Annotated in this window: 16 protein-coding genes and 1 pseudogene; 10 read left to right on the forward strand and 7 right to left on the reverse strand. The window is 69.0% G+C overall.

The annotated features are described in order from the left end of the window. The 3 genes and pseudogenes from E8A74_RS53305 to E8A74_RS40820 form a co-directional block, all read left to right on the forward strand. Positions 1-1,070, forward strand: a pseudogene (locus tag E8A74_RS53305) (hypothetical protein); the annotation flags it as partial. Between the two features lie 28 nt (positions 1,071-1,098). Next, on the forward strand, positions 1,099-1,992 hold the full coding sequence (locus tag E8A74_RS40815; protein ID WP_136934539.1) for a hypothetical protein: 894 nt from the start codon (positions 1,099-1,101) through the stop codon (positions 1,990-1,992). A gap of 448 nt (positions 1,993-2,440) precedes the next feature. After that, entirely contained in the window at positions 2,441-2,872 is a 432-nt protein-coding gene (locus tag E8A74_RS40820) for an acyl-CoA thioesterase (RefSeq protein ID WP_136934540.1), read from the forward strand. Between the two features lie 94 nt (positions 2,873-2,966). Here the strand turns inward: E8A74_RS40820 and E8A74_RS40825 are convergent, their stop codons facing one another. Then, a complete protein-coding gene (locus tag E8A74_RS40825; RefSeq protein WP_170229757.1) occupies positions 2,967-4,490 on the reverse strand; it encodes a leucine-rich repeat domain-containing protein in 1,524 nt (507 codons plus the stop codon). Positions 4,491-4,576: 86 nt separating this feature from the next. Between E8A74_RS40825 and E8A74_RS40830 the strand changes: the two genes are divergently transcribed. Beyond that, the gene (locus E8A74_RS40830; RefSeq protein ID WP_136934542.1) at positions 4,577-7,474 is read left to right on the forward strand and encodes a VIT domain-containing protein; all 2,898 of its coding nucleotides are present in this window, start codon (positions 4,577-4,579) and stop codon (positions 7,472-7,474) included. 70 nt (positions 7,475-7,544) lie between these two features. After that, on the forward strand, positions 7,545-9,065 hold the full coding sequence (locus E8A74_RS40835) for a GMC family oxidoreductase (protein WP_232379968.1): 1,521 nt from the start codon (positions 7,545-7,547) through the stop codon (positions 9,063-9,065). Between the two features lie 611 nt (positions 9,066-9,676). On the opposite strand, the gene E8A74_RS40840 is transcribed toward E8A74_RS40835, so the two are convergent. From E8A74_RS40840 to E8A74_RS40860, 5 genes are all read right to left on the reverse strand, one after another. Then, the gene (locus tag E8A74_RS40840; RefSeq protein WP_136934543.1) at positions 9,677-10,408 is read right to left on the reverse strand and encodes a hypothetical protein; all 732 of its coding nucleotides are present in this window, start codon (positions 10,406-10,408) and stop codon (positions 9,677-9,679) included. Positions 10,409-10,556: 148 nt separating this feature from the next. Next, entirely contained in the window at positions 10,557-11,090 is a 534-nt protein-coding gene (locus tag E8A74_RS40845; protein WP_136934544.1) for a hypothetical protein, read from the reverse strand. An 8-nt stretch (positions 11,091-11,098) separates the two neighbouring features. Then, the gene (locus tag E8A74_RS40850) at positions 11,099-12,520 is read right to left on the reverse strand and encodes a hypothetical protein (protein WP_136934545.1); all 1,422 of its coding nucleotides are present in this window, start codon (positions 12,518-12,520) and stop codon (positions 11,099-11,101) included. Between the two features lie 237 nt (positions 12,521-12,757). Next, complete coding sequence (locus E8A74_RS40855; RefSeq protein ID WP_136934546.1) at positions 12,758-13,819, reverse strand: hypothetical protein; 1,062 nt, start codon at positions 13,817-13,819, stop codon at positions 12,758-12,760. Positions 13,820-13,835: 16 nt separating this feature from the next. Further along, entirely contained in the window at positions 13,836-15,170 is a 1,335-nt protein-coding gene (locus E8A74_RS40860; protein WP_136934547.1) for a hypothetical protein, read from the reverse strand. Positions 15,171-15,356: 186 nt separating this feature from the next. Between E8A74_RS40860 and E8A74_RS40865 the strand changes: the two genes are divergently transcribed. Then, the gene (locus tag E8A74_RS40865) at positions 15,357-15,803 is read left to right on the forward strand and encodes a CoA-binding protein (RefSeq protein WP_136934548.1); all 447 of its coding nucleotides are present in this window, start codon (positions 15,357-15,359) and stop codon (positions 15,801-15,803) included. Between the two features lie 10 nt (positions 15,804-15,813). On the opposite strand, the gene E8A74_RS40870 is transcribed toward E8A74_RS40865, so the two are convergent. Then, complete coding sequence (locus tag E8A74_RS40870; protein ID WP_136934549.1) at positions 15,814-16,629, reverse strand: glutathione peroxidase; 816 nt, start codon at positions 16,627-16,629, stop codon at positions 15,814-15,816. Positions 16,630-16,739: 110 nt separating this feature from the next. Here E8A74_RS40870 and E8A74_RS53310 point away from each other — a divergent pair, with 110 nt between their 5' ends. The 4 genes from E8A74_RS53310 to E8A74_RS40895 all read left to right on the forward strand — a co-directional run bounded on the left by E8A74_RS53310 (position 16,740) and on the right by E8A74_RS40895 (position 23,505). Then, positions 16,740-19,460, forward strand: a complete 2,721-nt coding sequence (locus E8A74_RS53310) for a serine/threonine-protein kinase (protein WP_170229758.1) — start codon at positions 16,740-16,742, stop codon at positions 19,458-19,460. Between the two features lie 12 nt (positions 19,461-19,472). After that, the gene (locus tag E8A74_RS40885) at positions 19,473-20,870 is read left to right on the forward strand and encodes a sigma 54-interacting transcriptional regulator (RefSeq protein WP_136934550.1); all 1,398 of its coding nucleotides are present in this window, start codon (positions 19,473-19,475) and stop codon (positions 20,868-20,870) included. Between the two features lie 196 nt (positions 20,871-21,066). Further along, the gene (locus E8A74_RS40890) at positions 21,067-21,609 is read left to right on the forward strand and encodes an AgmX/PglI C-terminal domain-containing protein (RefSeq protein ID WP_170229759.1); all 543 of its coding nucleotides are present in this window, start codon (positions 21,067-21,069) and stop codon (positions 21,607-21,609) included. A gap of 48 nt (positions 21,610-21,657) precedes the next feature. Then, positions 21,658-23,505, forward strand: coding sequence for an FG-GAP repeat domain-containing protein (locus E8A74_RS40895; protein WP_136934552.1), 1,848 nt, complete (start codon positions 21,658-21,660; stop codon positions 23,503-23,505). The last annotated feature ends 9 nt before the right edge of the window (positions 23,506-23,514 follow it).

The following is a 23,514-nucleotide window of genomic DNA, read 5'->3' on the forward strand; positions in this document are numbered from 1 at the left end:
AGAAAGGCGGCGGCAGGAGCGGCAAGGGCGGCGGCGGCGGGAGCGAAAACGGGAGCGGCGGCAAAGGCGGGAGCGACCCGGACAGCGTCGAGGAGCGGGTGGAGAAGCATCGTATTCGTCGCGAGGATCCGCCGCGGAAGGAGGCTGCGCCGCACGATCCGCGCTCGAAGGACATGGTCTTGCCGTCGGAGTCGGGGGCCCTGAGCAAGGAGCGGGTGTTGCCCTCACGTGACGAGGTGCATCCGCCGGAATGCGTGGACGACGCGTGCACGCTGGTAGATCGGGGAGGCGCGCTGCCGGAGCTCCAGCACGGGCAAGGGCGCCCGCTCGTGAGCGCGGTTCGCTGCCAGGACACGAAGCAAGGGTGCAACGGAAAGGGGGACGGGACCGGCAAAGGCAAAGCCCTGACGCCGATGGAGCGGATGGTCCGTGAGCTGGCGATCGCCTCGGCGATGCTGAACGGCGAGTTCAACCACGACCTCGCGCGGAAAGACGGCAAGCGGTTCGGCATCATCGGCGGCGACGACGAGGACGGCGTCGACAACGCCATCGTCCAGGCAGCGGCGGCGATCACGCAGATCGCCTCCGGTGTGCTCATCGGGCAGGCGGAGACGTTCGCGAAGAAGCTGGAGGAGGCTTGCGCGAAGAAGACGCCGATCATCCTCCAGGGGGCCGAGGAGGTATCGAAGGAGACGGCGGAGCTCCTGGCGCAGAAGTATGGGCGGGCGATCGCGGAGGCCCTGGAGCAAAACGGTGCAATCGGCCCCTACAAAACGATGCGCGAGTTCACGCGGGGCCTTGAGGGGGACTTCCAGGCGCATCACATCCTGGAAAAGGCGATGGGGCGTGACCTCAAGCTCACGAAAAAGCAGCTTGACGAGATACCGTCGGTGATCTTGACGGAGGCGAAACACAAGCGGATCACGGGCCTCCTGGGCGATGCGCGGAAGGCGTTGCAGGAGGAGGGAAGGAACCTGAACCCACGTGAGCTGTGGAGGATATATGAGAAAGTGTATGCGGATAACCCGCGCTGGTTGGCAGCGATCAAGCCGTACTTCGGCGGCAAATAGGGTGTCGTTGCGGCAGGGAGCGAAAGCGATGAGAACCGTAGCGAAGATCTGGTTTGATGGGTTGGACCTGCTCGGCGATCCACAAGCTGTCCTCGAATCCATCGGCTGCGGGGCGGACGTCGCAAAGATAGATGACGCCCCGGTCCTGAATGTGTTGCACGTGTGGGTCACCCTCGACGTAACGGACGAGCGACTTTCCAAGCTTCTGGCGCTCCTCCAAGAGCACGGCGCTCAATGGCGGGATCTTCGCGGCGACCGCTTCACCGAAGAGGAGATCGAAGCGGCGCCGCTGCTTAATATGTGGTTCAACGTCACCGACACGGTCTTCGGTGGGCCGCGGATGGGCACGACCTACGACATGTCCAAAGCCTGCGAGCGCTGCGGCGTCGGGGCCCGGCAGACGTCCGCGATGATCATCGACGGCGAAGACCTCCACAAACTCGAAGGCCAGCGCGTCGCCGCGACCCCCTACAACGACATACTCGTCGACGAGAAGCTGGCCGCCGTGCTCGTGGAGAGCAGCGTCACCGGGATCTCGTTCCGGGGCGTCTTCGCCGCGTTCGAGAAGAGGGGCCACATCCAACTCCCGTGGCGGCAGCTCTGCGCCACGCACACGATGCCGCCCATGTCTCCACGTTCGACCGCGATTCTACCTGGCGACCTCTGCTCTTGCAGAAGGAGCGGCTTCGATACGCCCTGGGAGGTCCCTATCCGCCTCGTCTACCGCACCTCGGACCTCACAGGGATTCGCGATGTCAACGTGACCTGGGAATGGTTCGGCGATACTCACTACGAAGGCGACGTGGGCGATGCCCTGTTCGCATATCCCAGGTTCCTCGTCACACCCAAGGTCCGCCGCATCTTCCTCGACGCAGGCGTCACCGGCTTCCACTGGCTCCCGATCCACGTCGTCGACGAATAGGCCCGGAGCGCTGCGGGCCCGTCCCGCCCGCACCCTTACGACCCACCTCCCTCCATCAATCTGCAAATGCCACTGCGGAGGCGCCGATTCTTCGAGCAGCGCCACGCCCGGCGAAGGGCGCGCGCCGTCCGTATTCGGGCGTTTCGCCTTGGAACTGCGCGCGGCTCTTGGCTGTCTCGGCGCTCCGCCGAAGCCAAAGCCTGCGCCACCGCCGCCGCCCGCGAAGAAGGAGGCCCCAGTCTTGCCGTCGGAGTCGGTGGCGCCCCCGTCCGATCGACGCGACGAGGGACGAGCGGGCCCGCACGGAGGAAAGGGCGGCGGAAAGGGCACCACGCTCGCGGCGAGGGACGCCCGCGTCCGTGGAAGTCCAGCCAAGATCCGCGGGGTTGGCGCCCCCGGGTCAGGTTGATCCGAACGGTTCGCGCGCTAGCTGCTACGCTCCGCCACCATGACCCGCTTTCACGAGACGCTCATGGGCGTCTACTTCGACGACCTCGACGCCTTCCAGATCCTGCACAACGCGCGGTATCTCCTCCTCTTCGAGCGCACGATCGGCTCCTTCTGGAAGCACCTCGGGTGGGGCGGCGTCCTCGACGCCCAGAAGAACCCCGACCAGTTCCACTTCGTCCGGGCGAACAACATCGAATACCTCCGCCCCGTCGTCGGCGTCCGCGACGTGCGCGTCCGGGTCTGGGTCGAGAAGCTCGGACGATCGAGCCTCACCTTCGGCTTTCGCGTCCTGCCCACCGACCAGGACGAGGACTTCGCCCGCGGCACCCGCACCGTCGTGCGCGTCGATCCCACGACGCACCGGCCCGTCCCCTGGACCGACACCTTCCGCGCGACCCTCGAACCTTACCGCGCCGACCTCAACCCCTGAGCGCCCAGGCGATCCCCGCCCGCAATGGGAAGGAGCGGCCGAGGGCCTCCTCCCGCGAATACCCGAACATCCGCGCGGCGTCGTCGCTTCCTCGTCATCGCGACGTGTCCCCGATGCGCCGGCTCTTCATCCCGCTCGCATGCGCGCCTTCGAGCAGTTGCTCCAGCACCTCGTGCCAGCCGAGCTGATCCCTCGCCACGAGATCGACCATCACGCCCACCGCGCTCCGCGTCGTCACGCGCCGCCGCGGCGCCTGCATGAACACCAGCGTGTGGAGCCGCTCGAGCACCTCCTCGTCCACCGGCCGCAGCCGCCCCGCCGCCGGCAAACGCCCTCCACGCTCGCGCGCGAGCACCCACTTCGCGATCTCGACATCGTCGAGCCCCGTGTCGTCCCGCAGAATGTACACGTCCCCCAGCATTGCGCGGTACGTCGCTGCCCAATCGACGCACACCACCCGGGTCGTCGGCAGCGCGGCCGTGAGCGCCTCGACCTCATCCGACCGGCCGAACGGCGTGTCCGTCAGGTCGAGCTCTTCGAGGTGCTTCATCGACCGCAGCGCGGCCGGGACGCTCGTGAGCGGGATGCCTTGCAGCCACAAGAACTTCAGGCGCGAGAGCCAGCCGAGCGCCTCGGGCAGCGCCGTGATCCCCGTCAGCGACAGATCGAGCTCTTCGAGCCCCTCCAGCGTGAAGAGCACGTCCGGCGGCTTGCCGTCCCGCAGGCCCACGGGCGACCCGGCGAGCAGCAACGTCCGGAGCCCGGTCAGCCGCGCGAGCACGTCGGGCAGGCTTTCGAGCCACGTGCTTCGCAGGTCGAGCCGCCGGAGCGCGGCGAACGCAGCGACCTCCTCGGGCAACACGACGAGCGGGTTGTCGCCGAGCTCCAGCGCTTCCATCTCGTCCCACGCGTGCCCCGCGAGCGGCAGCGCGCCGATGCGATTGCCCGCCACGTCGAGCGCGCGCAACCGGAGCCCGGGGAGCATGGGCGGCAGCTCCGTCAGCCGGTTTCCGCGTAGCACGAGCGCCCGGAGCGCGCCGAGCTTGCCGATCGACGCGGGCAGCCCCGAGAGCCGGTTTTCCCCGAGGTCGAGCTTCTGGAGCGCCACGAGCGCGCCGAGATCACCGGGCAGCGCCTCGAACCCGAGCCCCGCGAGCCCGAGCTCCGTGAGGCCCGAGAGCGCGAGCACCGGCTCCGGGAACGCGTCGAGCGGGTTCTTCCCGAGCACGAGCGCCCGCAACGCCGACCGGTCCGCGAGCCACCGCGGCACGGACTCGACGCGGTTCTGGCCGAGGTCGAGTGATACGAGCGCTGGCAGATCGGCCACGAACGAGGGCACGGCCTGGAGCTTGTTGTGGCTCAGCTCGAGGACACGCAGCTTGTCGAGCCGCCCGAGCTTGCGGGGCAGGTCTTCGAGGGCGTTGCGTTCGAGCCGCAGGACCTCCAGCGACGTCAGCTCCCCGAGCCATGCGGGCACCTCGGTGAGGGCATTGCTCCCGAGGTCGAGCTCGACGAGGTTCCGGAGCGCGCGGATCACGGGGGGGACCTGGCCGAGCACGAGGCCACGCAGATCGAGCTTGCCCGTTTTTTCGGCGGTCCCGAGGCGTTCGGCCAGCATTACGCGCATGCTAGGAAGCCCTTGCTCTGCGCGTCAACCCTTGACGCCGGGGACCGATCCTGAAATGCGTGTGTGAGGAGGCGGGCATGATCACGCTGGTCGTCGAGGACGCGAGGGGGCGCGAGACGCGCGAGGTGTTCGACACGCCGATCCTCTACGTCGGCCGAGCGAGCACCTGCGACGTCGTCATCGCCTCGAACGGCACCTCGCGGTGCCATGCCCAGATCGAATGGCGAGACGGCCGGGTCTGCATCGAGGATCTCGGCTCGGTGAATGGCACGATCGTCAATGGCAAGCAGATCCAGGGCAAGATGGATCTGGCCCCCGACGACGTGATCGAGATCGGCGGGAGGCGCCTGCGCATCGAGGCCGACCCCGCCGTCTGGCGCGAGCCGCGCAAGCAGCCGTGGGGCCTGCCGCAAAAACGCAGGCGGCCGAGACAACCCGCTCCGAACCACAACGGCGTGCTCCTCTCGGACGCGAACGAAGGCGATTTCCTCGCGGTCCGAGGCGTCACCGCCGACATCCACGTCGACGGGCTCCTCTCGCGGGCCCGCCTCGTCGTCACGTTCCACAATGACCTCGGCTGCACGCTGGAGGGCGACCTCGTCTTTCCGCTCCCGCCCATGGCCGCGCTGCGTGAGCTCGTCGTGAAGCTCGGCGGCCGCACGATCGAGGGCAACATCCGCGGGCGGGCCCGCGCCCGCGCCGACTACCAGCGCGCCGTCGAGGCGGGGCAATCGGCCGCGCTCGCCGAATCCGAGGGCGAAGACCTCGCGCGGCTGCGCATCGCACCGATCGAGCCTGGCGAGGACGTCGAGGTCACGCTCACGGTCGATCAAAGGCTCCTGCCGATCGCCGACGGCCACCGGCTCATCGTCCCGCTCACGTACATGCCGCGGTACGTGGAGGACGCGACGAACGTCACGGAGACCGAGGCCGCGGCGCTCGATCGCCCGAGACCGACGACGCTCGCCGCGCGGGCCCGGGTGGACATCACGATCGACGATGGTCCGGACGAACGGGCGACCCTTCGTTGCACCTCCCATTCCACGACCATGATGCAGGCCGGCGCGCGCAAGCGGCGCATCGAGGTGCGCGACGCCCCGCTCGATCGCGATTTGCAGATCGAGATCGCCAATCGACCCCGGGGCGACCAACCCGCCTTGTGGATCCGCCACGACACGACCGCGGGCCCCGATCAGAATGGCCCATCGACGGCGATCGGCATCGTCCCGCCGGCGTTCGCGGACGAGGGACCCGTCCTTCCCCGCACCGTCACCTTCCTCGTCGATCGCTCCGGCTCGATGGGCGGCGCGCCCATGCAATCGGCCATCCGCGCCGTGCGCGGCGCCTTGCGCTCGCTCGGGCCCGACGATCGCTTCAACGTGATCGCGTTCGACGACCGACTCGAAGCCCTCGCGGTCGCGCCCGTCCCCTTCGACGACGAGCACCTCCAGGCCGCGGACGATTTCATCGGCCGCATCACCGCGCGCGGCGGCACGGAAGCATCCAGAGCCCTCCGCGCGGCGCTCTCGTCGCGGCTCGGCACCGAGGTCCCCGTCGCCACGACGAACCTCCCGCCCCCCGATCAGATCTACCGGCTCCGCATCGTCGTCTTCATGACCGACGGCGACGTCGCGAACGCAGCGAACGTCCTCCGGGCCGCGAAGGACCAGCTCCTCGACACGCGCCTGCACGTGCTCGGCATCGGCGAGTCCGTCCAGCATTCGATGCTCGCCGAGCTCGCGCAGCTCGGCGGCGGCACGTACACGCCCGTCACGACGAACGAGGACCTCGAGCGCGCGCTCGTGCGGCTCAAAAATGCGATCACCGCGCCGCTGTGGACAGGCATTCGGGTGTTCGTCGAGCGCGAGGGCGAACGGAAAAGCCCGAAGATGCTCGAACCCCCCGGCCCGATCGACCTCTTCGCCGCCGAGCCCGTCCTTCTCGCATTTCGCGGCCCCGTCGAGCCGGGCGATCGCCTCGTGCTCCTCGGCCAGCGCGCGGATGGCGAGGAGAAGCGCGTCGCCCTTTCGCTCGCCGTGCCCGCGGACGCGCGCGCGGAGGGCGCGGCCACGTTATGGGCGCTGCTCCGCAACAAGCGCCTCACGTATCGGTTCGATCCGGACGACGACCCCACCCTCGAAGGCCTCGGGACCACCTTTGGCCTGGTCAACCGCACGGTCGCGCTCATCGGCGTGAATCCGGACCATCGCAACGTGACGATCGAAGGAAAGGTCCCGGTCACCCTGCCCTTGCCGGCGAACGTGGCCGAGGAAGCGTTCTTTGCGAATGCGCTCCCCGGGTCGCCTGCCCCGCCCGGCGCCAAACCGGCCGCCGCCGCATTCCGTTCGGCCGCGCCCGCGCCGCCCGGCGGGTTCGGCCCGCCGCCGCCCCCCGCCATGGGCGCGCCGCCGCCTTCCCCTGCAAGGCCGGCCCCACCGCCGCCGCCAAGACTAGCCGTCCCCGGCGCGCCGCCCCCGCCGCCCCCGGGCCGTGCCGCTGCCCCGGCCCCTGCTGTCGAAATGGCCCGATCCGCGCCGCCCGCGGCCCCGCGCCTCACGAACGACGACGCCGGCCTCCGCGCGCTCCTCCTCCATCAAAAGGCCGACGGCCTCTTCGACGCCGATCTCGGCGCCACGCTCGCCGCCGTCGCCGCCCTCGTCGCGCGGGGCCACACCGCCCGCGAGGGCCTCTTCCGCGCCGAGCTCCGCCGCACCACGGTCACCTTGCGCGGCAAGCTCGGTGGAATGTCCGCCGAGGACAAACACCTCGCCCTGCTCGCCCTCGCGCTCCTCACGATGCCCCACGGCGACCCTGCGCCCGAAGGCCTCCCGGCCCCGATCGCCGCGTCCCTCACGGGCCTCTCGCTCACCGATCGCCCCGGCGCCGCCGCCAAGATCGGCGCCGCCCTCGGCCACCTGCCTTCCGGCTGGGCAGACAAGCCCCTCGCCGCCGAGGTGAAGCGGGTCTTCCTGTAAAACCGTTTGCCATGTTTCCCGGGCGTCCGGACGACGTGAACCGCCCCGAAAACATGGTAGGCTCGGACCCATGCAAGCGGAGACCATCGTGGTGGGCGCCGGCTCGTCCGGCGCGGTGATCGCGGCCCGCGCGACCGAACGCGCGGATCGCGAGGTGCTGCTCGTCGAGGCGGGGCCCGATTATCCCCCGCGCGTGACGCTCCCCTCGGACCTCGTGGACGGCACCCGCAACTCGATCAACGCCCACGACTGGGGGTTTTCCTATTTTCCCATGCCGGGGCACAAGCCCTTCGTGTACCCCCGCGGCAAGGTCGTCGGCGGCTCCTCCGCGGTCAATACCTGCATCGCGCTCCGCGGCCAGCCCTACGATTACGACGAATGGGCGGCGCTCGGCCTGCCCGAGTGGAGCTTCGAGAAGTGCCTGCCCGCCTTGAAGCGCCTCGAAGACGATCAGGACGTCCAGAATCGCTGGCACGGCCGCGGCGGCCCCCTCCCCATCCGGCGCCACCCGCCCGAGGAGCTCGCGCCTTTCCAGGTCGCCTTCATGGAAGCCTGCCGCGCCCTCGGGTTTCCGGCCTGCCCCGATCAAAACGACCCGGACCCGTTCGGCGTCGGCCCGCAGCCCATGAACAAGCTCGGCGGCGTCCGCATGAGCGCCGCGCGTTGTTACCTCGGCGAAGACGTCCGCCGCCGGGACAACCTCACGATCCGGCCGCACACCTCCGTGCGCCGCGTCCTCTTCCACAATGGCAAGGTCACGGGCCTCGAAGTCGAGACCTCGGGCAAGATCGAGGTCCTCGCGACGAACCACGTCGTCCTCGCGGCCGGCGCGATCGCCACGCCGGGGATCCTGATTCGTTCGGGGATCGGGCCGCGCGACTTGCTCGAACGGCTCGGCGTGGACGTCGTCTCCGACATCCCGGCCATCGGCGCGCGCCTCCTCGATCACCCGGGCTCCCTCGCGCTCTTCGTCCCGCGAAGCTACGAATTCGCGAGCATCCGGCACCCGCTCATTCAAACGGTGCTGCGATACACCTCGGAGGGCAGCCCCTTCCCGAGCGACATGCAGCTCCAGCCGTTCTCGTTTTTCGCCTGGCCGGGCAATTACATGCCGCTCGTCGGCATCTCCTGCTGCGTCGGCAAACCCCGCGGCCACGGCCGCATCACCTGGACCAGCGCCGACCCTTCCGCCAAACCCCGCATCGAGCTCGACATCATCCTCCACCCCGACGACCGCGCTTGCGCCGTCGAGGCCATGGAACTCGCCGGCCACGTCGCGCGCACGAAGCCCATGCGCGACCTCGTCGTCCCTTTCTGGCCGAACGACCGCGTCCTCCGCAATCGAGCCGAAATCTCGCGCTGGATCGAATGGAGCTCCGGCTCCGGGTATCACCCCTCCGGCACCGTCCCCATGGGGCCGGAGGGAGATCCCGAGGCGGCCGTCGACGGCCGCGGCCACGTGCGCGGCGTCTCGGGCCTCGTCGTGGCGGACGCGAGCATCATGCCGACGATCGTCAGTACGAACACGAACGTCACGGCTTTGATGATCGGCGAGCGATTCGGGGAATGGCTGCGGGACGGGGGGCTGTAGCGCGACTCCTCCAGGAGCCCGCTCGACATCGGCGTCGGCGAGCCCGTGATCGGGGTGCACCCTCTTCGACATCGGAGTCGCCGAGCCCGTGATCGGGGTGCACCCTCTTCGACATCGGAGTCGGCGTGCCCGTGATCGGAGTCGGCGTGCCCGTGATCGGAGTCGGCGTGCCCGTGATCGGAGTGCTCCCTCTTCGACATCGGGGTCGGCGTGCCCGTGATCGGAGTGCTCCCTCTTCGACATCAGAGTCCGCGTGCCCGTGATCGGAGTGCTCCCTCTCCGACATCGGAGTCGGCGTGCCCGTGATCGGAGTGCTCCCTCTCCGACATCGGAGTCGGCGTGCCCGTGATCGGGGTCGGCGAGCCCGTGATCGGAGTCCTCGCCCTTCGACCACGAAGTCAGCGAGCGTGTGGCGCGGGACGCGCCAGGGTGAGGTGGGGGATGTTTCCGGACCTCACCCACCCCAACCCTCCCTCTCCACATGGTCTGAGCACTGCGCGATGCGCAGTCCTTCCAAGGCGCCGGTGGCAAGATGAAGGAGGAGCGTTTCAAGCTGGCGACGGGGACGTTGCCCGTTGAACCGTCAGCGCCGCCGTCTCGGCTGAGGGGTCTCAGCCTCCGCCTCTCGGCCGAATTCCAAGGAGCGCGAGCGCGTCGGCCCAGAGGGGCCAAAGCACCGCCTCGCAGAGATCGAGCGCCGGCCCCGCATACGGCACGAATCCGATCGCAATGCGCGACGACGCATGCACCAGCGTCTGCATCACCTCCGCATACGCCGCGGCCCCTTCCCCGACGAATGACATCGCCCCGGCAAATGCACGTACCGTCTCCACGAAGGAGCCCTGCTCCGGCCCGAGCACGATCGCCTCCCAACCATTGAGGCTCTCCTTCATCTGCTCCGCCATCTCGGCGAAAGCATTCTTCAGAACCCCATCCACCTGCGCCCGGACATCCGGCGGGATCGGCGAATCCAGGAACCAATCCGACGCATCCATGAACTGCCGCACGTACTCCGTGACGCGGATCTGCGCGGCCAGAAACGCTCTCGTCTCCGCCTGGGAAACACTCACCCGCGTGGCCAGCGCCTTCTCGATCGCCGCCGTGTTCGACCGCCACGCCTTTATATTCGTCACGAAGTCCCCGCGCAGGACCACCTTGCCGCCCTCGACGTCCTGCGAAAGCGCCTCGATCACCGCATCCGCATACGCCGCATAAGGATCCTTCCCCGGCTCGAACGCCCCCGCAGTGCCCGAGACGTCGGGCACCTCCACCCACGGCACCTCGGACGACGTCAGCGAATCCTCGAACGGATCGTCCGGCGAAAACCCGGCCGCCCGCGCCACCCGCGAGCGGGAAGCGCGGTTCCTGCGAGCATTGCCGCTGCGACGGCGGTCGTGGAGGGTTTTCGGCGTCGTTGCGATTTGCGCAGCGGACGACCGGCGCGCTGCTCGGGCCCGAGGATGCGCTGGGTTCAGGTCTACAGGCCGTCCGCTACCAGGTCACAGGCTGCCCGCTGGAGGTCTCGAGTTGTCCTCCTCCGGCATCGAGCCACGCCTGGGCATCCTCGCCGATGTACTCGACATACCGCGAATCACGCCGCTTCAACGATTTCTTGAGGGTGGTATGCACCATCCTGGCCCACTTCCGGAACGCCTCGCTCTTTTCCTCCCACCCGCTGTCTGGCTTCCAGAACTTGTCGACGTAGTACACGCGTCCCTCCCGCAGTCGGTTCCCTTTCAAGGAGCAACAACTGAACTCGACCACGGGCGAAGGATCGCTCTCCAGCGTCCAGTACCCCTGTGTCTCTACGTGGTCCATCACAATCGCGTCCAGGTCCTCGGGCCGCGCGAGGTAGAGGCCGTACCACTGCTCCCCGTTCTCGTAGAAGTTCAACGAGTCCACGACGCGCGGCGACGCGGAAGGCGACTTCCAGAGGAGGATGATGAAGTCCGTCCGTTCCCGGAGCCGCTGCTCGAGAGCTGCCGTGTCTTTGGGCGTGATGTAGAAACATGATTGATGTCCCATGGCTCTCCTCACTTCTCCTTGTTGTACGGATGAAACGTCGGCCGTTCACCCGTCGCGCGCTCCACGTCGTCGAGCGCCTGCCGTTCACGCGCCACCGGCTGTCCGTCCTTGGTTTGTTTTCCGACCTGGTGCCGCTCCACGACCTCGTTCCCACGCTTTCCGGCAACGTCCACATAGCGGTTTTCCTTGTGGCCGCCCGGGGTTTTGACGCGATCCTCCTTCGCCGGTTCGAGGCCGCGCTTCTTGACGTTCTCCGTGACCTCTCTCACCTTCGCCTGGTGCGCATCCCCGCCGTTCCTCCCATTCGGATTCGGCACGCGCCTCTCATTCGCCGCCGCGCCCGTATTCGCCGGTGACGCCTCTCCCGCCGCCGCGCCGTTTGGCTTCGCGCCGTTTGGCTTCCCGAAGGTCCGCGTCTTGGTCCGGACCTTCGTCTTCGGCGGGGGCTGCGGCGGGCTCGCTCCCCCACCGCTCCCCGTGGACAACGATTGCCCATTGTGCGTCCCAGCGGGCTTGTTCTTTCCCTCCTGAAAGTTTTTGTGCCTTGCATGGCAAACTCCCTGGAGGCACTCGTAGGCTCGTTCGAGCTGAGCCATCTCCTCCGGGGGCAAGCTCCCGTCGTCATACCGCCAGACTTCACCTGGGGGCACCTGACTCGGCGCGGGCACGGGCGCCTCGACCGGGCGCGGCTGGTTCTCCGCGACGATGGGCTCCGTGTCGCCCCGGCCCCGGTGGAGGAGGATCCTCGTGCAGGTCCGCCCGCCCGTTTTGCTACGCCTTCGCGTCTGGCCCGGCTCTACGTACGCCGTGCAGCGATGCACCTCGACGCGCCTCTCCACCGCGGACGCGCCGCGCGGATTCGGTCGCGGCAGCGGCTTCGGCGGCTCGTCCTTCCGGGCCTCGTCCTTCTTTGGTTCGCCCTCCTTCTCCTTTGCCGCGAGCTTCTCCGGCGCGGGTGGCGGCGGCGGTGGTTTGTCGCAGGGCAGATCCTGGAATGCAATTCCCAAAAGCTTTCGGCTCTCGGGTGGCGCGCTGGCATCAAGAATGAAGATGGCCTTGGCCTCGCGGCTCTCCAGAAGCGCGTCGAGCGGCAGGGACGTCGTTCGAGGTGTTCCGTCCCCGCGATCGTACCAATAACGCGCATTCGAATCGACCTGGGGATGGCGCCGGCATATACGGAACAAGCGCTTTCCGTTCGGCGTCGCCTGCGCCCACGTCTGCGTATACGCGGGTGTCGCGCCGCACCCGAGAAGCCATGCCGAGACGCAAATCGCGCCGAGGAACAAAAGCCCAAGCCGAAAGAACCGCAGCAGCGCCGCGCAAATGCGGCCCTGCCCTTCGTCCTCCCCGAACGACCACAAACACCCAGGCAACACGACGCCCGGCGCCGCGACGACGAGCGCCGCGACGAGAAGATCCCCTCGTCTCATCTGGAACCCCTCCTGCGATGAGCTGTGGCCTATCTATCAGGAAGACGAACGGGTCGGGCAAGACAAAACACGAGGTGGGCAGACGTTGTCTGTCCGGGGTCGGCCCCTTTTGCCGACCCTCACCGCGCCGGAGCGTTGCCCGGCGAGGCGCCTTCGAGAGGAGACCAATGCTCAGGCCGCGCGGAGAGGGGGAAGGGGGGTGAGGTTCGTGGAACCCCCTCTTCGGCGAGGATGGGATCAGGGCCCGGGGCCGGGATCGGGAGCGGGAGCGGGCCCGGGATCGGGCGCGGGGGCCTGGTCGTAGATGCTCGGGCTGCATGTACCCCAGTTGGCATTGCAGCCCGTGAACCCGAGCGACTTGCAGTCGACCTTGTCGATCCGGCCGGCGTTGCAGACGACGATCGAATCGCCCTCGCACTTCGAGTTGTCCCCGTTGAAGGGCTCACACTCGTTCCCAAATCCGCAGAAGTACGACGCTCCCGCGCTGTTGCAGACAGACCCCTTCACGAGCTTGTCGCAGTCGACCACCTGCTCGCCTCCGTTGACGCAGGCGCGCAGCTCCGGACCGTCGCACGTGAGACCTGAGCTGTAGTCGATCGTGAGACCACCGCCCGTGTCCGACTGGCACGTCGCGCCCGTTCCCACGCACCCGACACCGCCGAATTGCAGGTCCTTGCACGCGAGCCCGTCATCAGCGCAGACAGGGCCGCTCGTCTCCACCTCGCCCGAGCACACCCGGGGCGCGCCGTCCTGGCAAACCTCCTTGAACGTATCGTAGCTGCACGCCGGCCCAGCTTGAACGCTCGTGTCGACGCAGTCCCTCGCCTCCTCGGAGCACGCGCGGCCGATCACGCTGCAATCGACCGTGAAGGCGAGCTGGTCGTCGCACACCTTGAGCACGTTGCCCGTGCAGGTAGGCATGCAAGGACCGGAGAGATCGACCTTCAGCCCGAGGCACTCCTCAATGGCCTTGCAGCCGTTGTTCTTGCTCGCGAGGCACTTCGTGTAGTTCCGGACGTCGAGCTCGTCGCTGTGGACCCCGCGCTCCGCATAAAAATTGCGGAGCCAACTGTCCACACGGTCGTCGGGAACGCAGCTCGCCATGAGGATCGCCGCTTTCAGGACGTCGTCCGGATCCTTGGCCCCGGGCGGATCGACCGGGGTGCCGCCGCCGGAGCCGCCAGAGCCGCCCGCGCCGCCGGAGCCGCCCGCGCCGCTGCCATTGCCGACCTCGGGTCCACACGCCAGGACGAACCCGGCGAGGACCGAGGCCCAAAGAACTGTCTTTCGATGGAGCATGGTCCTTTTCATCCGCTCAGTTCGCGCCGCCCGGGTCGCAGGCGAAGAGCACGGCGACCTTGGCCGCAGCGTCGTTCTTGAGCACGCCGCAGGTATCCGGGCAGAGGATGATCTGGTTCGCGGCCTTGTCGATGTAGAACGAATCCGCCGCGCACGCCGCCGCGTCCGCGACCTGCTTGAACTGCTTGTTCGGGGACATGTCGCCGGGCGTGTAATCGACGACCACGCTGGCCAGATCGACGGTCGTGCCCTCGGGCGGATCGGGGATCCCGAATTCGCAGGCGACCTGCGCGCCGGCGACGACACCTTCCGCGATCGCCTTGAACACGGCGTCGTACGAGGTCGTGTCGCAGAGCGGGAACTTGAGCCCGCCCGTGAGGTTGCTCAGGCCCTGATAGCCAGTGCCGGGATCGGCGGCCGTCGGGCACTTGCCCGTGATGACCGGGTCGGTGGGCTCGTACGGCTTGTCCGCCGGGTCGTTGTAGGCCATCGCGACGATGCTGTAGAAGCGATAGTTGCGATTCTCGGCGGTGCCGAAATTCTCCGGCGAGAGCGCGAGCAGCGCCGTGTCCCAGTTCGTCGCGGCCGTGTTCCCGCCGTTGACCGAGTTGCTGTCGTTGTAGGTCTTGCCGCCGTAGCTGCAGTTGACGCCGTCGTCCGTGAGCTCGATGAACGTCTTGAACGCGTCGGGCCGCAGCCACTCCTTCCAGCCCGTCGGCGCGAAGCCGTACTCGTCCTGCACGCCGTACGTCGAGAGGACCTTGCAGAGCGAGTCGTGGCTCGCGACCTCGACGCTGTAGTGGTAGAATTTGCCGGGGTTGTTCACGGGCGACACCGGCGGGGGCGTGCAGCCGCCCGCGGGAATGCCGGAGAGCGGCGCCTCGATGCACACGCTCTGCGCGCTCGACGCGTTGCCGTGCCTCGCAATGAGGATGACCCGGTAATCGAGCCCGCTCGCCTCGAGGATCTGCGCGAAGTTCTGGTTGATGTTGTTCTGAACGCCGATGATCTCGGCCGACATGCTGCCGGAGTTGTCGATCAGGACAATGACGTCGACCGGCTTCTTGACGAGCGTCGCCTCCGAGCTCTGGCTCACGCACGCGCTGTCCTCGGTCAGCCCGCCGTCCCCCGGCCCTGCGTCGAAGAAGTTGATGTCGCCGCCCTCACCGCCATTGCCGCTGCCCCCCTGCCCATTGCCGCCGCCGCCCTGCGACGAGCCGGACGAGTTGCCGCCCGTGTTGGCCGAGCCCGAGGCCGTGTTGTCCCCGCCCGAGCAGCCCACGCCGAGCGCCGCGCCGCCGAGAGAGAAAGCAGCGAACGCGCAAAGGAAGATGGTTTGTTTCGTGCGCATGTTATTCCTCCGAGGTCCAAGCATCGGGCAGCACGCTTCTGGATGCAAGGACTCGAAGCTCCTGTTCGTCCCCAGGCCCCGAGAGGGGTACGTCGAGCGAGGCCGACCGACGCATCGAGCCGCGCAGCAGCCTGGGGAACACCCTCTGACGTGCACGCGCACGAGCCCGTGGTTAGGCTCCGCCGCATGGCCAACGCCGAACCGAAGGGTCGCATCGTCACGGACAGCCGGCGCATCGCGGAGATCGCCCGCGGCGCCAAGCGGGTCGCCGTCCTCGGCATCAAGACCGAACAGCAGTCCGAGCAGCCCGCCTTCTACGTGCCCGCGTATCTCCAGGGCGCGGGCGTCGAGGTCGTCCCGGTCCCCGTGTATTACCCCGACGTCACGCGTATCCTCGGCCAGCCCGTGGTTCGGCGCCTCGCGGACGTGCCGGGCGAGATCGACATCGTCGACGTCTTCCGGCGCCCGAGCGACCTCCCGCCGCACGTGGACGACATCCTCGCCAAACGCCCGAAGGTCGTCTGGTTCCAGTCGGGCATCCGCAACGACGAGGTGGCCACGCGCCTCGCCGCTGCGGGGATCGAGGTCGTGCAGGACCGTTGCTTGATGGTCGAGCACCGGCACGCGCGCTGAAGCGATTCGACTATTTGGCGAGCTCGGCCTGGATGGCCTGGACGATGGGGTTCGTGTCGAAGCTGTCGTTCGGGTTCTGCGGATCGTCACCGGGATAGGTCGACGAGGTCCACTGCGCCACGAGCTTTCCGTCCTTCGAGATCAGGTACTTGTGGAAGTTCCACAAGGGCTCGATCGTGGACGCGGGGCCGGGGTTTTGCTGCGCGAGGATCCATTGCCACACGGGCTGCGGCACCTCGGGCCCGGCGCCGTCCGGATCCTTCACGTGGTCGATCGCGAATTGCTTGAAGCTCAAATGGTAGCTGTCGATGCACCCGCCGATCTGCTCGTCCGAACCTCCTTGGTTGCCGAAATCGTTGCTCAAGAAGCCGAGCACGTGGAACGCCTGACCGCTGAAGCTCTCCGCCAAGGCCTGGAGGCCCGCATATTGTGGCGTGTAGCCACAAGCGGCCGCGGTGTTGACGATGAGCAGGACCTCCCCGCGGTACTTGCAGAGCGGCACCGGTTCGAGGTCGTTCACGTCGTAGGACTCGACCGAATGCTCGTAGAGGCTGCCCGGCGCGGCGGGCGGGTCGCAGACGAAGCCCATCGCCCCGCCGGCGCCGCCGGATCCCACGCTCGCCGAAGAACTCGCTACCGCGCCCACGCTCGACGAGGACGAGGCGACCGTCGTCGTCCCCGCATTCCCGCCTGATCCCGGGCCTGCCACGCCTCCCGTGCCGCCCTCGCCGCCCGCGCTCTCTCCGCCGCCCGAAGAGCACGCGAATGCGCCGAGCGTGAGGGCCAGGGCGACGCACCACCGCTTCCCATCCTCCAAGATAACCATCTTGAACGCCTCTCCGCGGCCCGAGGCCGCTGGCAAAAGATTCGGCGAGTCTACCAAAAAGATACCTCGGACCGGAGACCTTGTGCAGAATGCGGGGTCGTCGAGTCGCGATGCTCCCCGAGAACACGGTCTTCGCCGGGCGTTACCGGATCGTACGTCGAATCGCAGCGGGCGGCATGGGCGAGGTCTACGAGGCGCGGCACCTCGAAACCGAGCGGCCCTCCGCGCTCAAGGTGATGCTGCCGCACGTCGCCGAGAGCGCGGCGCTGCGCGAGAGGTTCCGGCTCGAAGCGCGCGCCGCCGCGCTCGTCGAGAGCACGCACGTCGTCGAGGTGCTCGACGCGGGCGTCGACGAGGCGACCGAGAGCCCGTTCCTCGTGATGGAGCTGCTGCGCGGCGAGGACCTCGGCCGCAGGAAAGCGCGGCTCGGGCCGCTGCCGCCCGAGGAGGTCGCGACGTGGATCACGCAGACCGCGCGTGGGCTCGACGCGCTGCACGCCGCGGAGATCGTGCATCGGGACCTGAAGCCTTCGAACCTCTTCGTCGCGGAGCGCGCGGGCGAGGCGCCGCGCATCAAGCTGCTCGATCTCGGCGTCGTGAAGCGCGTGGCCGAGACGGCGGGCTCGACCGCGGCCGTCGGGACGCCGTTCTACATGGCGCCCGAGCAGCTCCGAAACGGCAAGGTCGGTCCCCCGACGGACGTGTATGCGCTCGGCATGGTCGCGTATTCGCTCCTCGTCGGGCGCGAGTACTGGGCCGACGAGGCGAAGGCCTCGGAGAGCACGCTCTCGTTCGCGTTGACGACGCTCGACGGGCCGAAGGAGCCCGCGTCCGCCCGCGCGGCGCAGGCCGGGATCTCGCTCCCCGCCGCGTTCGACGCGTGGTTCGCGCAAGCGACGGCGAAGGAGGCCGAGGATCGTTTCCCGAGCGCGGGCGCGGCCGCCGAGGCGCTCGCGCGCGCGCTCGACGTGAAGGCCGAGGGCCCGACACGCGCGGCCCCGGAGGCGCCTCGGCGCGAGGTGTCATCGGAGGCGGAGACGATGCCCGCGCTCGCACCGGCGGAGCCTGCGACGCGGACGCTTTCCCTCGGGGGCGAAGAGAAGATGGGCCCGTCAAACCTGAGGGTCGTCCCCGCGAAGGAGGCCGCGGCGATCTCGCAGGCGCCCGCGGACGCCCCTCCCACGAAGAGGCGCTCGTTCGAGCGAACGATCGAGGTGGCCCTCGTGATCGCGGCGATGGCGGCAGGCGCTTGGCTCGCGCTCCGGCAGAACACCGAGGCCCCCACGCCGCCGCCGAAGCCTGCGCCGCCCGTGATCGTCGAGGCTGTCGAATGCACGGCCGCCACCATCACCGGGCCAGGCGCGACGGCCGCGCTCGGCGACGCGCTCGGCAAAGGGGCCTGCGCGCGCCTCGCGGTCGAGCTCGGCGTGGTTTGGAAAAAGGAGCCCGCCACGCGGCTCGACGTGAACGCCGAGATCGGCGAGGGCACCACGAAGGTCACGCTCGGGATCGCCGGCAAGAAGGCCGAAGGCAAGGGCGAGACGCCGATCGCCGCGACGAACGCCGCGATCCAGGCGCTCCTGCCTGCGCTGACGAGGCCGGCGCCGTCGAAGGAGCTCCTCGTGCTGTGGGGTGTCTCGGACGCGGCGAGCGCGTTCCGGATCGAGCGCCTGGTGCGGCGGCGCGCCTTTGGCTTCGCGGCGCGGGACGGCGTCGAGACGGAGGCGCTCGTGCAAACGAACCCGACGTCGGTCGTGGCGCACACGCTGCTCGCGTGTGATCTGCGGAGCCACGCCGATCCGGCCCGCGCCACGGCGGCGAAGGAGAAAGCGCTCAGCCGCCTCGCGGACGTGCCCAAGGGTCGCGCGAGCGTGCTCGAAGGCCTGCTCCGTACGTACGTGCAGCCCGCGAACGACGACGAGGTCGGGCGGGGCGTGTCGCTCTTGATCCAATCGTACGGCGAGCTCGCGGAGGACCCGGATTTCGCGGCGCTCTACACGTCGTGCGGGTGCATCTTGACGGATCAGACGTTGCCGATGACGGATTGGCTGGCCAAACGATGGCCCACGCTGGCGCTGCCGATCCTGCGCTGCGCGTTCCCTTGGGCGGACGAGGACGCCGCGCGGCTCTCGCGTTTCCTCGGCTGGACGAGCGCGACGCTGCCGGAGCTGCGGGGCCTGTGGGTCGAGACGTTGCTCCGCGCCGGCCGGATCGAGGAGGCGCGCGAAGCGGAGGAAATCCGGCGGACCCTCGGCGTGGAGTCGGCGACGCGCGCGGCGCTCGCGCGGGATCGAGCGCTCATCGCGTTCGCCTCGCTCGATGGGGCGGCGGCGATCGCGGCCGCGGAGGAGATGCTCGGCGAGCCCGATCCCGAGGCGAACCATGAAGGCGCCGCGCTGCGCATCGACGCGATGCTCCTGTCCGGCCGCGTGGACGATGCCCTCGCGGCGTCGAAGCTCGAAGCGGGTCGTCAGAAGGCGCTGGGACGCGAAAAACAAGCCAAGGTGCTCGCCGAGGACGAACGCCGGATCCGTCGCTTGCTCGGGCGCGAGAAAGGCGAACCACGCGCGGAAGGCGAGCGTGGCTCCTTGGAAGCGGCCCTCGCCCTGGAGGCGCGTGGCTCGAAACAAAAAGCGGAGGGCGCTTACCGGGATTGCCTCGTGGAGCCGTGGAGCGCGCCCTTCGACGCGATCGCGGCGCGCGTCCGGCTCGCGGAGATGTTCCGCGCGGCGGGCAAGGCGGACGAGGCCCGCTCGCTCGATGCCGTCGTGGACAAGGCCTGGGCCGGGGCGGATCCGGGCCTACGCGACTTCGTTCGCCGCATGAAGTAAAACGGCTCTGCGATGACGAGCAGCGACACGAAGACGCTCTCGCCGACGAGGGACGCCGGCAGTGATCGCGCGGCGATCCGCGCGCCGATCCTTCTCCTCTGCCTCGAGAGTCACCGCCCGTTCGCCCCCGCCGCGCGCCTCTCGCTCGTGGGCCTCGACGAGATCACCTTCGGCCGCGGCGCCGCGCGATCGTTCGAACGCGTACCACCGCGGCGGCTCGCCGTGCGCGTGGACGACGCCTGGATGTCCACGAACCACGCGCGCCTCGGGAAGGTCCTCGGCCGGTTCACGATCGAGGACAGCGGCTCGAAGAACGGCACGCGCGTGAACGGCGAGCCCGTCACGCGCGCGGCGCTCGCGGATGGAGATCTGATCGAGCTCGGCCGCACGTTCTTCGTGTTCCGCGAGGGGCTCGAGGTCGCGCCCGACGATCCGCCCGTCGTCGAGGTCTCCTCGGACGGGGCCAAGGCGCCCGGCCTCGCGACGCTCTTGCCCTCGCTCGCCCGCGCGTACGAGACGCTCGGGGTGATCGCGCGGGCGACGCTGCCGATCCTCGTGACGGGCGAGACGGGCACGGGCAAGGAGGTGACGGCGCGCGCGATCCACGCGCTCTCGGGGCGGCCGGGGGCGTACGTCGCGGTGAACTGCGGCGCGCTGCCGGAGTCGCTCGTCGAGGCGGAGCTCTTTGGCCATCGGCGCGGCGCGTTCTCGGATGCGAAGGAGGATCGGCCGGGCCTCGTGCGCGCGGCGGATCGCGGCACGTTGTTCCTCGACGAGATCGGCGAGCTTCGGCCACCCGCGCAGGCGGCGCTGCTCCGCGTGCTCGAAGAGCGCGAGGTGCGGCCGATCGGGGCGACGTCGCCGGTGAAGGTCGACGTGCGCTTCGTCTCGGCCACGAACCGCGGCCTCGAACGCATGGTGGAGGCGGGCACGTTCCGCGCGGACCTCTTCCACCGGCTCGCGGGCCATCGCATCGAGCTCTTGCCGCTGCGGGAGCGTCGCGAGGATCTGTGGCTCGTCGCGGCCTCGCTGATCGAGCGCCACGCGGGGGCCGACGCGGCGCGCGTGCGGCTGCATCCGTCGGCGGCGCGCGCGATGTTCGAGCATGTGTTCCCGGGCAACGCGCGCGAGCTGGAGAAGGTGCTCGGCGCGGCGCTCGCGCTCGCGGCCGGAGGTGAGGTCACGCTCGACCACCTGCCGCCCTGGGCGCGGGGCGAGGCGCCCGCGGAGGAGCCCGCAACGGCGGCGAACGACGGCGCGGGCGAACCCTTGCGCGAGGAGCTCGTGCGGCTCTTCCGCGAGCACAAGGGCAACGTGTCGGCCGTGGCGCGCGTGATGGGCAAGGCGCGGATGCAGGTGCAGCGCTGGATGAAGCGGTACGGGATCGAGCCGGAGGCGTTCAAGAAGTAGGGGTGCAACGGGTGCAACGGGTGCAACAGGGGGGTGCAACGGGTGCAACCGCCACGCAGCACCCGGATGCAGCCGTGTTTCAGGGCGCCAGCCCACGAATCTCTGCGCTGCGGCGCCCTTTTGAGCTTGGCACGCTCGCTGCAATGCCTCCTCGACGAAGCCAACGATAACCCCGGCTGAAATGATGGAGGTTCCCATGACGACGCTCAAGCACTCGATCCTCTCGCTCACGATTGGCCTCTTCTCGGCGCTGTGCATCGGCGGCTGCGCGGCCGATGCGGCGGGCATCGACGAGAAAACGACGGCGGAGGCAGCCTCCGAGTCCGGCAATGCGAAGAGCGATTATGGTTATGAAATGAAAGACCTCCGCCTCGTCGCGGGCGAGGCCGTGCCTGCGGCGGACGCGGTGACGCCGGATGGGCGCGTCGCGCCGGAAGAGGTCCTGCGCCAGGCGAACGCGAAGATCCCGGCGCTCCGGGCTTGTTATGCGGAGGCGCTGAAGAAGGAGCCCGGCCTCAGCGGCAAGGTCATCGTCCGGATGCACGTGGAGGCGAGCGGCGCAGTGAGCTCCTCGCGCGTGAGCGGCGGCTCGATCGGCGACGCGGCGCTCGGCACCTGCCTCGCGAAGGAGCTCGGCTCGATGACGCTGCCGGCCGCGACGAAGGGCGTGCTCGAGGTGATCTTTCCGATCGAGCTCGACCCCGCGGATCTCACGAAGGGCGCGCCCGCCGGCGCCTGATACCCGAGCGCTCGACATCGGGGCGCATGCTGGCCTACCCTGCGCCGCATGCGCCCTCGATTCTCAGCTTGTCTCGCTCTTCTTACCCTCACCGTCCTCCCGAGCGCCGCGGCCGCTGCGCCGTATTTCGTCGAAAAGACGGGAAACCTCGGCTCTCCGCAGCCCTGCGCCGACACGAAGGAAGGTTGCTACTCCCATTATGTGCTGCTCGTCGACCTCGACGGCGACGGCGACCTCGACGCGGTGTTCGCGAACGGCGGAGGGTATTACACGCCGTCCACGACCGCTCCACTCGCGGCCTACCTCAATGACGGTACGGGCAAGTTCACGGAGGTCGGCGCCACCTCGTTCGGGGGTTTTTCCGGGCGCGTGAGGCAAATCGCGGCGGCCGACGTGGACGGCGACGGCGACGTCGATCTGTATGTGCCGGACTCCTACGGCATGCAGCCCGACGCGCTCTTCGTGAACAACGGCCAGACCCCGCCCGTGTTCGCGGACGAAGGGGCGGCGCGGATGGGCACGTCGTCGCGCTCGGCCGGCGCGCGGTTCGGCGACCTCGACGGCGACGGGGATCTCGATCTCGTCTCCACGGATTGGGGCGCCGACCCGCCCGGCTCGGCCGGCACCGCGCGGATCTACCTCAACGACGGCGACGGGTTTTTCCAGGAAAAGGCCGCGGCCGTCCCGCAGGACACGCAGGCCATCGGCACGGGGCCCATCGACGTGGACCTCGTCGACGTGGACGGCGATTTTGATCTCGATTTGCTCCTCGCGAGCCGCCAGGGCGAGTCGCTCTTGTTCCGCAACGACGGCACGGGCACGTTCGTCGACGCGAACGGGGACCTGCCGGATCAGCCGGGCCCGTACGTGTACGGCCCGGACGCGTGTGACATCGACGGCGACGGCGACCTGGATTTGTGGCTCGACAATGGCGCGGCGAACTTGCACGAGCAGCTCCTCGTGAACGACGGGAAAGGCGTCTTCACGGACGAGACGGCGGCGCGCGTCGTGGGAAACGTCGGCGCCGACGACAACGAGGTGCAATGCGTGGACATCGACGGGGACGGTGATTTCGACGCGGTGATCGCGTCGCTCTCCGGCAACGAGCGGGTCCTCTTGAACGACGGTACGGGCCATTTCACGCTCCTCGCCAACACCTTCCCCACGGTGCAGGATCCCACGCTCGGGCTCGACCTCGGCGACGTGAACGGCGACGGGATCCTCGACGCGATCACGGCCCAGGGCGAGGGCTCGGAGTATCTCGATCGGCTGTATTTCGGCGTAGCGCCGCAGCCGGTCGACACGCTGCCGCCGGTGATCCGGTCCGTCGAGGCGCTCCCGAGCGGAATGCCAGGCGGCGAGCGGGTCGTGCGTTTCGCGGTGAGCGATGCGTCGACGACGGACACGGGTCCGCGGCTCAAGAAGGCCTTCGTCGAGCTGGAAGACGCGGGCGGCGCGGCGCTCGCGCACTTCATCGGCGGAGACCTGTTCCGGGCGACGTTCGTGGCCCCCGCGGACGCGACGGTCGTGTATCGCGCGTGCGCCGAGGATCGACAAGGAAACAAGGCGTGCAGCGCGCCGCTGAGCTTCACGACCGGAAGCGGAAGCAGCAGCAGCAGCGGCAGCGGCGGCGCGGGTGGAAACGGCGGCGCGGGCGGCAGCGGGGGCAGCGGCGGCGCGGGCGGCAGCGGCGGCGGCGCGGGTGGAATGGGCGGCGTCGGCGGCGGCGACAACCCCGGCCCCGTCATCGACGACGACGGCGGCTGCGGCTGTGGGATCCCCGGGACGCAAGGATCCGATGGACGCGCGCTCGGCCTCGTCGCGCTCGTCTTCGGCTGGCTCCTCCGGCGTGGAATCCCGAGTGACCACCGAAAAGGTTCACACCCCAAACGTTGAAATCGAGCA

Origin of the sequence: Polyangium fumosum, from assembly GCF_005144585.1 — a bacterium.
Lineage (GTDB): Bacteria > Myxococcota_A > Polyangia > Polyangiales > Polyangiaceae > Polyangium > Polyangium fumosum.